This window comes from Acinetobacter pittii ANC 4050 (assembly GCF_000399685.1).
Lineage (GTDB): Bacteria > Pseudomonadota > Gammaproteobacteria > Pseudomonadales > Moraxellaceae > Acinetobacter > Acinetobacter pittii_E.
The window spans coordinates 830671-844143 of the sequence record NZ_KB976987.1 but is presented as its reverse complement, the minus strand read 5'-3'; the positions used below and the strand labels follow the sequence as shown (position 1 = coordinate 844143).

The 13473-nt window shown below is 41.3% G+C and carries 11 protein-coding genes; 8 read left to right on the top strand and 3 right to left on the bottom strand.

Going from position 1 to position 13473, the window contains the following annotated elements; all coding sequences use genetic code 11:
* Positions 1-77: 77 nt before the first annotated feature.
* Positions 78-992, bottom strand: coding sequence for a LysR family transcriptional regulator (gene catM, locus F931_RS07885; RefSeq protein ID WP_016140852.1), 915 nt, complete (start codon positions 990-992; stop codon positions 78-80).
* 100 nt (positions 993-1092) lie between these two features.
* On the opposite strand from catM, the gene catB reads away from it, so the two are divergent.
* The 8 genes from catB to pac all read left to right on the top strand — a co-directional run bounded on the left by catB (position 1093) and on the right by pac (position 10219).
* A complete protein-coding gene (gene catB, locus F931_RS07880) occupies positions 1093-2199 on the top strand; it encodes a muconate/chloromuconate family cycloisomerase (protein WP_016140851.1) in 1107 nt (368 codons plus the stop codon).
* A 23-nt stretch (positions 2200-2222) separates the two neighbouring features.
* Complete coding sequence (gene catC / locus F931_RS07875; RefSeq protein WP_000897236.1) at positions 2223-2513, top strand: muconolactone Delta-isomerase; 291 nt, start codon at positions 2223-2225, stop codon at positions 2511-2513.
* A 161-nt stretch (positions 2514-2674) separates the two neighbouring features.
* Positions 2675-3595 (top strand): catechol 1,2-dioxygenase, encoded by a 921-nt coding sequence (catA, locus tag F931_RS07870; RefSeq protein ID WP_016140850.1) that lies wholly within the window; start codon positions 2675-2677, stop codon positions 3593-3595.
* A gap of 135 nt (positions 3596-3730) precedes the next feature.
* The gene (gene catI / locus F931_RS07865) at positions 3731-4402 is read left to right on the top strand and encodes a 3-oxoacid CoA-transferase subunit A (RefSeq protein WP_016140849.1); all 672 of its coding nucleotides are present in this window, start codon (positions 3731-3733) and stop codon (positions 4400-4402) included.
* Positions 4403-4420: 18 nt separating this feature from the next.
* Entirely contained in the window at positions 4421-5074 is a 654-nt protein-coding gene (gene catJ / locus F931_RS07860; protein ID WP_016140848.1) for a 3-oxoacid CoA-transferase subunit B, read from the top strand.
* Between the two features lie 417 nt (positions 5075-5491).
* On the top strand, positions 5492-6706 hold the full coding sequence (gene pcaF / locus F931_RS07855; RefSeq protein WP_016140847.1) for a 3-oxoadipyl-CoA thiolase: 1215 nt from the start codon (positions 5492-5494) through the stop codon (positions 6704-6706).
* A 10-nt stretch (positions 6707-6716) separates the two neighbouring features.
* Positions 6717-7496, top strand: a complete 780-nt coding sequence (gene pcaD / locus F931_RS07850; protein ID WP_016140846.1) for a 3-oxoadipate enol-lactonase — start codon at positions 6717-6719, stop codon at positions 7494-7496.
* Positions 7497-7756: 260 nt separating this feature from the next.
* A complete protein-coding gene (gene pac / locus F931_RS07845; protein WP_016140845.1) occupies positions 7757-10219 on the top strand; it encodes a penicillin acylase family protein in 2463 nt (820 codons plus the stop codon).
* A 70-nt stretch (positions 10220-10289) separates the two neighbouring features.
* Here pac and pad read toward each other — a convergent pair whose 3' ends face one another.
* Both pad and alkJ read right to left on the bottom strand, forming a co-directional pair.
* Positions 10290-11777: an NAD-dependent phenylacetaldehyde dehydrogenase gene (gene pad / locus F931_RS07840; RefSeq protein WP_016140844.1), complete on the bottom strand. Its 1488-nt coding sequence runs from the start codon at positions 11775-11777 to the stop codon at positions 10290-10292.
* A 43-nt stretch (positions 11778-11820) separates the two neighbouring features.
* Complete coding sequence (alkJ, locus tag F931_RS07835; RefSeq protein ID WP_016140843.1) at positions 11821-13428, bottom strand: GMC family oxidoreductase; 1608 nt, start codon at positions 13426-13428, stop codon at positions 11821-11823.
* Between the last annotated feature and the right edge of the window lie 45 nt (positions 13429-13473).

The window sequence follows — 13473 nt, the reverse complement described above, 5'->3', positions numbered from 1 at the left end:
TAATTCCTTTTAAATATTACCTATAATCTTAAAGTTTAAAAATAACATGATAATTCAATTTAAAACGTATTAAAAAGTTATAAATTTAAATTTCTAGACACTTCTTCTTGGCTATAGATCTCTTCAATACAATCTAAGATTTTAGGAATATAAGAACTTTGGTCCATGTTACGCATAGATAGAGAAATAGGGCTATAAGCTTCTAAGTCCAAGATATTTAAATAAGTTAAATTCTTCATTCCAATATCGCAGGCACTTTCAGGAATAATACAAATACCCTCTCCAGATGCCACTAAGCCAAGTGCCATATGAATTTCGCGGACTTCAGTCAATTTAGCAGGAACAAGACCTAATTTGGTAAACAAAGCTTGAATAGTGGTCGAAAAATTCGGCTTAGGTGTAGTTGGATAAGAAAAAATTGTCTCATTGATAATTTGAGATAAATAAATTCCTGATTCTTGGAACTCACTTAAAGGATGTTTTTTATGAATCGCCAGTTTTAATTTTTCTTTTCGAAGTAAAAGTCTCTTAATGGCAGGATCACTAATCGGCAATCGACCAAAACCTAAATCAATTTTACCTAACTTTAGAGCCTCGACCTGATCTCGTGTACCACATTCAATAAGCTCGACATGAATGTCAGGATTTTTTTGTCTAAATAGATAAATGACCTGCGGTAATCGCCCATAAAGAAGCGAACTCACATAGCCAACTTTAACAACATTCTCGACCAGCTTCATTTTTTTAGCCATCGAAGCAGCTTGAGCCGTATGCGTTAAAATCTGAACAGCATGTTGGTAAAAAAACAGCCCTGCCTCTGTCACTTTTAATGGACGTGAACCTTTCACAAACAAATCAATACCTAATTCTTCTTCTAGTTTTTTAATTTGTCGTGTGAGTGGTGGCTGGGCAATAAAAAGCTTCTCAGCCGCTTTTGTGAGACTTTGTTCTTCCACAACGGTAACAAAATAACGTAGATGTCTTAATTCCATTAATATACCTTTTTAGTATCTTAAAATACCGTTCTATATCTATTTTAGGCTATTACATTCTTCTATGGTATGTAAACAAGTTCGTAATAGTTGAAACTTCATGTATAGAACCATAGAAACCATACTTGTGGATATTCCAACTATCCGTCCTCACCAACTGTCTGTGACTACCATGCGTACTCAGACTTTGGTGCTCGTTAAAATTACGACCACGGATGGTATTGTCGGTTGGGGTGAAGCGACCACCATTGGTGGACTGAACTATGGTGAAGAAAGTCCTGAAAGTGTCAAAGCCAATATTGATACTTACTTTGCACCATTACTCGCATCAGTTAAAGATTTAAATGTTGCACAAACACTAAAACTGATTCGTAAGAATATTAATGGTAACCGTTTTGCGAAATGTGCCATTCAGACTGCCCTACTTGATATTCAAGCAAAACGACTAGGCGTACCGTTAAGTGAAGTTTTAGGTGGCCGTCTGCGTGATAGTTTACCTGTACTTTGGACGCTCGCATCTGGCGACACAGAAAAAGATATTGCTGAAGCTCGCAAAATGATTGAGTTAAAACGTCATAACACGTTCAAACTCAAAATCGGCTCACGCCCTTTGCAACATGATGTTGATCATGTGATTGCAATTAAAAAAGCATTAGGTGCAGATATTAGTGTACGTGTCGATGTAAATCGTGCATGGTCAGAGTTGGAATGTATTCAAGGTATTCAACAGCTACAAGATGGTGGAATTGATTTAATTGAACAGCCTTGCGCTATTCAAAATACTGAAGCACTTGCTCGTTTAACGCGTCGTTTTGATGTCGCAATTATGGCAGATGAAGCTTTAACTGGCCCTGACAGCGCATATCGTATTGCAAAAAGTCATGGTGCAGATGTATTTGCGGTGAAGATTGAACAATCAGGTGGTCTGATCGAAGCATGTGAAGTTGCTAAGATTGCAGGTTTAGCAGGAATCGATCTTTATGGCGGTACCATGCTTGAAGGCCCTGTAGGTAGCATGGCCTCTGCTCATGCGTTTGCAACCTTTGAAACACTAGCGTTTGGTACTGAATTATTTGGTCCATTATTACTTACCGAAGAAATTTTGAAAGAACCACTACGCTACGAAAACTTTGAATTGCACTTGCCAACAGCTCCAGGCTTAGGCATTGAAATTGATGAAGATAAAGTTGAAAAGTTACGTCGTTAAGGCAACAGGATAAGGAGTTTCCCATGTTATTTCATGTACGTATGGATGTGCATATTCCACTTGATATGCCAGCCGACAAAGCGAATGAAATTAAGGCTGTTGAAAAAGCCTATTCGCAAGACTTACAGCGTCAAGGTAAATGGCGCCACATCTGGCGTATTACAGGCCAATATTCAAACATCAGTATTTTTGATGTTGAGAGTAATGAAGAGTTGCATAACATTTTACAGGGATTACCACTTTATCCTTACATGAACATCGAAGTGATGGCGCTTAATCGCCACCCTTCTTCTGTTCGTGATGATGATTCGTAATCTAAGAAAATAGTTTGAGTGTGTGGTCTGAAGCACACTCAAAAACTAAATACACTGATTCAAAAGGTAACAAGGAACGTGGTAGACACTATTTGCTAGCAAAACAAAATGCCCGCAGCTCTGCCACCCAAAACCGTATTGCATACTTAAGGAGTTTTAGTATGAACCGTCAACAAATTGATGCGCTTGTAAAACAAATGAATGTCGACACTGCAAAAGGCGAAGTCGATGCACGTGTTCAACAAATTGTAGTGCGCCTTCTCGGGGATTTATTTCAAGCCATCGAAGACTTAGACATCCAACCATCAGAAGTATGGAAAGGTTTGGAATATTTTACCGATGCTGGTCAAGCAAACGAACTTGGACTTTTGGCAGCTGGCTTAGGTCTAGAACACTATCTTGATTTACGTGCAGATGAAGCTGATGCAAAAGCTGGTGTTACGGGTGGCACACCTCGTACCATTGAAGGCCCACTTTATGTAGCTGGTGCACCTGAATCTGTTGGTTTTGCGCGTATGGATGATGGTACTGAAACAGGCAAAATCGATACCTTAATTATTGAAGGTAAGGTAACAGATACTGATGGCAATACTATTGAAAATGCCAAAGTTGAAGTATGGCATGCCAACAGTTTAGGCAACTACTCATTCTTTGATAAGTCTCAATCTGACTTCAACTTACGCCGTAGTATTTTGACTGATGCTGATGGTAAGTATGTAGCATTAACTACGATGCCAGTAGGCTATGGTTGCCCGCCAGAAGGCACAACTCAAGCCCTTCTTAACAAATTAGGCCGCCATGGTAACCGTCCATCTCATGTTCACTACTTCGTTTCTGCGCCGGGTTACCGCAAGCTTACAACTCAATTCAACATTGAGGGTGATGAGTACTTATGGGACGACTTTGCCTTTGCTACTCGTGATGGTTTAGTGGCAACAGCAGTTGATGTGACTGACCCAGCTGAAATTCAACGCCGTGGTTTAGATCACGCTTTCAAACACATCACATTTAACATCGAACTTGTTAAAGATGTCGCTGCTGCTCCTTCAACTGAAGTTGAACGTCGTCGTGCTAGTGCTTAATTGAAAGTATATGTGAGTTAAAAGTTCGCTTTTGACTCACAAAACTTAGTCCATTTATTACTACCATTAAGAATTTAAATAAATTTTTAGCGGTAGTAATAACATCACGTTACCTCATGCTCTAAGGTTTCCCACATGATTGACAAAAGTAAGTCCTCACTAAGCGAGGCACTATCGCAGGTTAAAGATGGTGCAACCATTCTGATTGGTGGTTTTGGTACCGCAGGACAACCCGCTGAACTCATTGACGGACTGATTGAACTGGGTGTTAAAGATTTAACCATTGTCAGCAACAATGCCGGTAACGGTGATTATGGTCTGGCGAAATTGCTTAAAGCCGGTTCGGTTAAAAAAGTGATCTGTTCTTTTCCACGTCAGGCAGACTCTTATGTGTTTGATGAATTGTACCGTGCCGGCAAGGTCGAGCTTGAAGTGGTGCCGCAAGGTAATCTGGCTTGTCGTATTCAGGCAGCAGGTATGGGATTAGGTGCTGTGTTTACCCCAACTGGCTTTGGAACACTTTTAGCTGAAGGCAAAGAAACCCGCCAGATCGATGGCAAAGACTATGTACTCGAATATCCAATCAAAGCTGACTTTGCCTTGATTAAGGCTTACAAAGGCGACCGCTGGGGCAATCTGGTTTACCGTAAATCAGCCCGTAACTTTGGCCCGATCATGGCGATGGCTGCGGATGTCACCATTGCTCAGGTGTCTGAAGTTGTGGAACTGGGCGGATTAGACCCGGAGCACATCATCACCCCAGGTATCTTTGTACAGCATGTTGTACAAGTCGCACCCGCACAGTAAGCAATAAGGAGAAATAACATGAGCTACCAGAAACTCAGCCGTGACCAGATTGCAAAACGTGTGGCACAAGATATTCCAGATGGCGCCTATGTGAACTTAGGCATTGGTTTACCGACCAAGATTGCCAGCTACCTACCGAATGACAAAGATATTTTCCTTCATTCTGAAAATGGTTTGTTGGCTTTTGGCCCACCGCCAGCAGCAGGTGAAGAAGACCCTGAACTGATTAATGCGGGTAAAGAGTTTGTGACCATGCTTGAAGGCGGCAGTTTTTTCCATCATGGCGACTCATTTGCCATGATGCGTGGAGGTCACCTTGATATTGCCGTGCTTGGCGCCTTTCAGGTCGCAGCCAATGGTGACTTGGCCAACTGGCACACGGGCGCACCGGATGCAATTCCTGCGGTAGGTGGTGCAATGGATTTGGCTGTAGGCGCCAAGAAAGTCTTTATCACTACAGACCATGTAACCAAGCAAGGTGAACCGAAGATTGTGGCTGAGCTCACTTATCCGGTAACGGGTAAAAAATGTGTTGACCGTATTTACACCGACTTGTGTGTGATTGACGTGACCCAAGATGGTTTAAAGGTACTTGAGAAGGTTGAAGGTCTAAGCTTTGATGAGTTACAGGCTTTAACGGGTGCAACTTTGATTGATGCTACTCAAGGGTAAGGTTTATAGGGCAAAGAATTACTGCAACATTCACTATGGTGACAGGCGACATGGATGTCGCCCGTTGGACAGGGAGGCAAGGAAGCCTCCTCTGTTCAACAAAGGTTTTTGTTACTTTTGACCTTTCAAAAGTAAGGTAACGCTTATACAACAGGCCTATGGATATCACAGTAAATTACAGCCGTGATGTTATTCGTTGATATGAAAATTTATAAATCATCACAACGGGGTCTTATTGGTTTAAGCAAGATACCACCAGCTAATTCGTGTCACTTTTTTAAAAAAGTAACCAAAAACCTTTGTTACTCAGACACAACTTCCTTGTTGTGCTGAGCAACACGGCGACATCCATGTCGCCACCGCGAAATACTTACGGAGAATGGCTAAAAAGGCCTGAAGTAAAGGACAAAAGTTAGAATGAAAAACGCTTATATCATCGATGCCATCCGTACCCCATTCGGCCGTTATGCCGGTGGCCTTGCACCTGTCCGTGCCGATGACCTTGGCGCTGTACCGATTAAAGCTCTCATGCAACGCAATCCAAATGTAGATTGGGAACAGGTCGATGATGTGATCTACGGCTGTGCCAACCAAGCCGGTGAAGATAACCGTAACGTGGGCCGTATGTCAGCTCTCCTTGCAGGTTTACCGTATCAGGTGCCTGCAACCACCATTAACCGTCTATGTGGTTCCTCTCTCGATGCCATTGCGATTGCTACCCGTGCCATTAAGGCAGGTGAAGCAAACTTGGTAATTGCAGGTGGTGTGGAAAGCATGAGCCGTGCACCCTATGTGATGGGTAAGTCAGATAGTGCTTTTGGCCGTAGCCAGAAGATCGAAGACACTACCATGGGCTGGCGTTTCATTAACCCTAAACTTAAAGAATTGTATGGTGTAGACACCATGCCCCAGACTGCCGAAAACGTCGCTCAACAGTTTAACGTCAATCGTGCAGATCAGGACCAGTTTGCCTTGGTGAGCCAACAACGCACCGCAAGCGCGCAAGCCAAAGGCTTTTTTTCTAAAGAAATCGTGGCAGTTGAAATCCCTCAGCTTAAGGGTGATGCTGTTGTGATTGATACCGATGAGCATCCACGTGCATCAACCACGCTTGAAGCTTTAAGCAAACTTAAACCTGTTGTCAAAGCAGACGGCACCGTCACTGCGGGTAATGCTTCAGGTATTAACGATGGTGCAGCAGCTTTATTGATTGCTTCTGATGAAGCTGTTCAAGCTTATAACCTCAAACCACGTGCCAAGATCATTGCTTCAACAGCGGTGGGTGTAGAACCACGCATTATGGGTTTTGCTCCGGCACCAGCCATTAAAAAACTACTTAAACAAGCCAACCTGACTTTAGATCAGATGGATGTAATTGAACTGAATGAAGCCTTTGCTGCACAGGCTTTAGCAGTGACCCGTGATTTAGGTTTGCCAGACGATAGCAATAAAGTAAATCCAAATGGTGGTGCAATTGCTTTAGGTCATCCACTTGGTGCATCAGGTGCGCGCCTCGTGACCACAGCCTTAAACCAGCTTGAGCAAACAGGTGGTCGTTATGCCTTATGTTCAATGTGTATTGGTGTAGGCCAAGGAATTGCACTCATTATTGAACGTGTTGAAGCACTTTAAGGAGAAACAAATGCCATCTTTTCAATCTGCCGATGCACAAATTAATTATCAAACCTTTGGTGAGCCATCTTCCCCTGCTCTGGTGTTTTCCAATTCTTTAGGCACCAATTATGGTATGTGGCAAAAACAGTTTAATGAATTGAAAGATCAGTTTTTTGTAATCTGCTATGACACACGTGGTCACGGTTCATCATCCACACCTGACGGCCCATACACTGTAGAACAATTAGCTGAAGATGTTGTCCGTTTACTTGATCATCTAAATATTACTAAAGCTGCTTTTTGTGGTATTTCAATGGGCGGTTTAACTGGGCAATGGCTTGCAATTCACTACCCTGACCGCTTTAGTCATGTTGTTGTGGCAAATACTGCCGCTAAAATTGGGCAAGAACAGGCATGGCTTGATCGTGCAAAATTAGTGCGTGAACAAGGTTTACAACCGATCGCAGCTACAGCAGCTTCGCGATGGTTTACAGATCCCTTTATCCAAAGTCATCCTTCAATTGTCAACAACCTGTGTAACGACTTAAGTGCTGGCAGCGCAATGGGTTATGCCAATTGTTGTGAGGCTTTGGCTAAAGCGGATGTCCGTGAGCAGTTGAAAGATATTAAAGTTCCAGTATTAGTAATTGCTGGAACTCAAGACCCTGTAACTACCGTTGCAGATGGCCAATTTATGCAGCAACGCATTCCACAAGCAAAACTTGCAGAAATAGATGCTTCTCATATTTCCAATGTAGAGCAACCAGAAGCTTTTAATAAAATCTTAAAGGATTTTTTAGTGAACTAATTTTGCTGTCAATAAAATTTATACATTTCGAAAAAGGCCAATCATGGCCTTTTTTATTCTTTCAAAATAAAAAACTAAATAACTTGTTCGAGAAGGTATAAATATATACCTCAAATGTAATGGAAAATTACATGGATAAATAACAGTATTTTAAATTCATGAACAGGGCTTGTTCATCAGTGACGTGAATCTAAGAAGATTCTTAAATCGTTCACTTCTACATCATAATGAAAGTAAGGATATCTAAATTGAACATACCTATGCTGAACTCTCGGCCTCACCCTACACGCCCTTTAATTAAATATGGAACATTACTTTTAGGTGTATTTCTAGCTGGTTGTAATTTTTCGTCAAGTTTAGACCCAACACCGACACAAAAACAAATCACAATTAAGCGCGATAAATTCGGTACACCCCATGTCTATGCAAATGACACCTATGGACTTTTCTATGGTTATGGCTATTCAGTAGCGACCGATCGTTTATTTCAGATGGAAATGTCAAAACGTACAGGACAAGGTACAGTTGCTGAAGTGCTCGGTTCCGACTATCTTCAATATGATATTGCGACACATAGCCGTTTTGATCCAGAAAATATTAAACAGCAACTCGCCGCCCTCTCACCAGAAGACCGAGCAATTTTTGAAGGTTATGCCGCAGGTTTTAATAAACGGGTTAAAGAAGTTTTAGCAGATCCAGCTCTTATGCCTAAAGAGTTTACAGATCATGGTTTTAAACCATCAACATGGCAACCAGAAGACATTGCTATGGTTTGGGTGGGCTTAATTTTAAATCGCTTCTTTTCAGCAAGCTCGGAAGTATCAAATTTAGATTTACTCACGCAACTGCAAAAAGAAAAAGGTCAAGAAGAAGGCCTCAAAGTCTATCAACAATTACGTTGGCTAGATGACCCAAGTGCTCCCACCATTATCCAATCTGCACAAAAACCACAGCTTATAGCACGTCAACAACAAATACTTAAAGACATTAGCCCTATTTCAAACAAGGCGGCCAAAACCTATTTAGCTCAAGCTCGCATTGCTTTAGGTAAAAGTGTGGTAGACGGCGTACCTACCGCCAGTAATGCATGGGTCTTAAAAGGCGATAAGACCATTGAAGGCCAAGCAGTTTTATATAATGGTCCACAACAAGGATGGTATACGCCTGCAATCACCTACGGTATTGGTTTACATGGAGCCGGCTATAATTTGACAGGTATTACTCCTGTTGGCTTACCTGCAATTTTATTTGGAACTAATGGCAAAATAGCATGGGGTTCTACGGTAGGCTCACTCGATACCAACGATGTTTATCAACTCACCTTAAACCCAAGTAATTCAAAAGAATATTTATATAAAGGAAGTTATATTCCATTTGAGCACAAGCAAGTAAAAATAAAAGTTAAGAATCAGGCTGACCATGTTTTAGATATTTATAAGAGTAAACAAGGTTTTGTAAGTACATGGGATGAAAATAACCATACGGCGTACGCACAAAAACGTAGCTGGGAAGGCGTAGAAATTGAAACCTTATTAGGCTGGGCAAATGCAGCGAAAGCTTCAAATTGGAATGAGTTTCTTGCTCAAGCCAAACGTGTAGCGGCTTCTATCACTTGGTTCTATGCCGATACTAAAAATAATATTGGTGTTGCTGCTTTAGGTCGTTTACCTATTCGCCCTGAAAACCAGCATATTCAGCTTCCAGCTAAAGGTGATGGTTCAATGGAGTGGCAAGGTTTTTATGACTTCTCACACAACCCTAAAGAATACAACCCACAAAAAGGCTATGTCACAAGCTGGAATAACAAAGCCTATGCTGGTTTACGTTCAGATTCGTCAAACTTTTCTTATGTAGATCGGGTCAATGAACTGCTTGAACCTTTAGAAAGTAAACCAAAACTGAGTCAGCAAGAAATTTGGGATATTAATAAAACAGCAGCATGGTCAGATTTAAATGCGCGTTATTTTGTTCCTTATATGATTCAAGCAGCACAAAGCCCTAATGCCTCACCTTTAGCCAAAAAAGTTGCTCCGTTACTTGCTAGTTGGGATCTTAAATTACGTCCTGATAGCGAAGAGAAATATTATCAAGGTGCAGCACCAGCAATTACACGTGCATGGCTTAATCAAATGATTGAACTGGTACTCAAACCTAACCTTTCAGAAAATATTTATAAGCGCTATACCGATACGCTTTATCCAGTAAATAATGATCCACGAAGCGCACAACCAGCGAGTGCATCAAAATTAATCTGGAATACCCTGCAAGGAAAACAGGCAAGCGTTCCTCAGAATGTTGATTTCTTAAAAGGACAAACAGCAGATGAGGTGGTCTTAAAAGCTTTAGAAAACGCACTGACTGAACTTTCAAAACAATATCACTCGACTGACCCGAATGACTGGAAAATTCCGGTGGCAACCATGGGCTTTTCCAGCAAAAATTCGGTAGGCATTCCTTGGGCTGATCCATCGCATGAACAACAGCTCAGCACTTATGGAAATACGGGAAGTGCTACGTTTAGAGTGATCTTAAATCCAAATCAAGTCACCATGTGTTCGATTTTGGCCCCAGGACAAAGTGGGTTTATCAATCAAAATGGAAAACCTGATGCCCACTTTGCAGATCAACTTCCTTTATTTGAAAGTTATAAATGTAAAGAGGATGCGGTGAGTCAAAAGGAAATCGACCACTCAACTCAACAAAGCATCACTTTAAGTTACTAACTTTTTAGTCCAATTCTTATGTTAAAAGCAGAGGTTTGTTATTGATGAAATGACAAACCTCCTTATTGGCTTAATACCGAATCATGACAGATTTTAATTCGGTGTAATCTTCAATAAATGCATCTGAAAACTCCCTGCCAATTCCCGAAGCTTTCACCCCACCAAATGGAACTGATGGGTCTAAGAACGTATGCATATTGACCCATAGAGTACCTGCTTCAATCTTAGGAATTAAACGTAAAGCTTTAGATAAATCATTTGTCCAGATGCTTGCGGTTAAACCAAAGCGAGACTGGTTCATCAACTGAATAAGTTCTTCGTCAGTTTCGAATGGCATTACCCCGACCACTGGGCCAAAGGTTTCTTCTGAAAATAAAGGATCATCCGTATTTTTAAAGGAAATTAAAGTCGGCTGTACAAAATAACCAGTCTGATCTAAAGCCTCACCTCCAGCAATAATCTGGTTGTTGGCTTTTGCCATATCTAAATAATGTTTTACTTTATGAAAATGTGGCTGGTTAGAAAGTGGACCAAACATACTTCCCTCATCCATGGCCGATCCAATTTTGAAACCAGAGAGAGCTTTAGAGAGTTTTTCCACCAATTCATCGTATTTTGTACGGTGTACAAAAAACCGTTCTGGGGATGCACAAACCTGTCCTTGATGTACAAAAGTTGCTTGCAACAAAGTCGGTAAAATCTCATCAATATTTGCATCAGCCAAAACAGCTATCGCATTTTTACCGCCTAACTCCAGACTTACACGGGTTAAATCGCTGCTCATCGCGAGTTTACCAATCGCAATGCCTGTCGGCACTGAACCTGTAAATGAGACTTTCTTAACGAGCGGTGACTCAATTAAATATTGTCCCGTCTCCCCCTTACCTGTTACTACATTAATCACACCCGCTGGAATACCTGCCTCTATAGCAAGTTCAGCTAAACGTAATAAAGATAAGCTGGCAAACTCACTCGGTTTAAGCACAATGGTGCAGCCAGTTGATAAAGCTGAACCAATTTTCCAAACACCAATCATCAATGAAAAATTCCAAGGCACAATCCCTGCAACTACGCCAATTGGTTGTCTTAAAGTAAAGGCTGTATATTTCTCACCTTGCATAGAAGGAATAGAGGGTTGCATGGTTTGACCATTAATTTTAGTTGCCCAACCAGCAAAATATCTTAAGAAAATAACAGATTGTGCGACTTCAAGATGGCGGGAAATATTGATAAGTTTTCCGGTAGACAACGTCTCGAGCTGTGCAAGCTCTTCACCATATTGCTCGATTAAGTCTGCTAGCTTGTTCAGTTTAACGCCACGCTCATACGGTGTCGTTTCAGCCCAAGCGTTTTGAAAAGTATGTTCAGCACTTTTCACCGCATTTTCGACGTCTTGTTGACTACCAACACTAATTTGAGCAACAACTTGTTCAGTGGATGGATTTACAATATCCACTTTATCTAAAAGCTCGGCAGCAACCAATTTTCCATTAATAAAATGTCCATGTTGTCGCGCCATAAATTGCTGTACGCTTTCTAAAATCTGAACTACACTCATTTTCTTTTCCTCTTTTCATTTCTAAATATTGATATGACAGCAACTACGCGACCTGATTCAAAATAAAGTCTGCACCACGTTCTCCAATCATGATGGCAATTGCGTTGGTATTACCGCTTGGAACTTGTGGGCAAATAGAACAATCCACCACACGTAAATTTTTAAAACCATGGACTTTTAGGGTCTGATCTGTGACCGAATCTTGCGGAGCATTGCCCATTTTGCAACTACCAGCGGGGTGATAAACCGTTTTAATATTCTGGCGCATCCATTTATCAATCGCTTCAATATCATCATGATCGATATTTGCAGGCTCAATCACTTCTTTGACAATTGCTTTTAATGCAGGCTGTTGTAATAGGCGAAGTCCGGCCTGTACCGCACGGATATTGGCGTCAATATCTTCTTGATGACCTAAATAATTAGGATCAATGACAGGTAAATCTTTAGGATCTTTACTACTTAAACGTAAAGTCCCACGTGCTTTTGGCTGTACATGTCCGACCTTAATCGTAAGGCCATGTGCTTGAGCCACTGATTTTTCACCCGGGGTATTATCGAAATTATCCAGCACAGGTAAAAAATGAAATTGGACATCAGGCCGACCGTTATTGTTGGTGTCAATAAAACCACCACCTTCTAGAATATTGGTGGTCAACAATCCTGAACGTGTAAAACACCACTGTAAAAAGTGCCGTACGGCGGTTAAACCTTGGTCTTCACCGAGCAGACTATTATTGGTTGTTACCGTTGCATTAACCGACATATGCAAATGATCATGAAAATTTTCACCTACGGGTAGATCACGAATACATTCAATGCCGATCTCATCTAAATGCTGTTTTGGACCAATTCCCGAAAGTAATAAAACTTTAGGACTACCAATTGCACCAGCACTTAGAATAACTTCTTTTTGAGCTTGTACAGTAATCGGTGATTTTCCTCCAACGCTATAAGTCACCCCAGTAACCTGATCACCTTGAGTTTCAATTTTATGGACTAAGGCATCAGTAATCACCGTGAGGTCTGGGTGGTTTTCGACTGACTTTAAATAGGTTTTTGAGGTACTCGCCCGTGAACCATTTTGAGTGGTGGTTTGATAAAACCCTACACCTGCCTGATCCCAACCATTAATATCATTGACATAATTCATACCCATTTGCTGACCTGCTTTAATACAAGCAAGTGTCAAAGGATGGCGATAGCGGTTTTCACTGACAGGTAAAATGCCATCTTGTCCGTGATATTCATTAGCAAGACTTTCATTTTTTTCTGCTTTTTTAAAAAAAGGCAGTACATGTTGATAAGACCACTGATTACATCCCCATTCCGTGGCCCATAAATCATAATCCTGACGTTGGCCTCGGCAATAGATCATTCCGTTGACCGAGCTTCCGCCTCCCAACACTTTTCCTTGTGCAAGGATCATTTCACGATGATTACAATATTTCTGAGGGACGGTCATGTATTGCCATGATTTTTGCTGGAATACTTTAACCACCGTGGCAGGTATGGTATGAAACATACTGCTATCTCGGCTTCCTGCCTCTAAAACAAGAACGCGCCCTGCTTTGGCCTGTAACAGCCGTGCTGCAACCACACAACCTGCCGAGCCTGCACCAATCACGATATAGTCATATTGTTTATTCATCTGATTTCACCTAAGTTTATTTTTATGAATGCACCGTCAATAAAC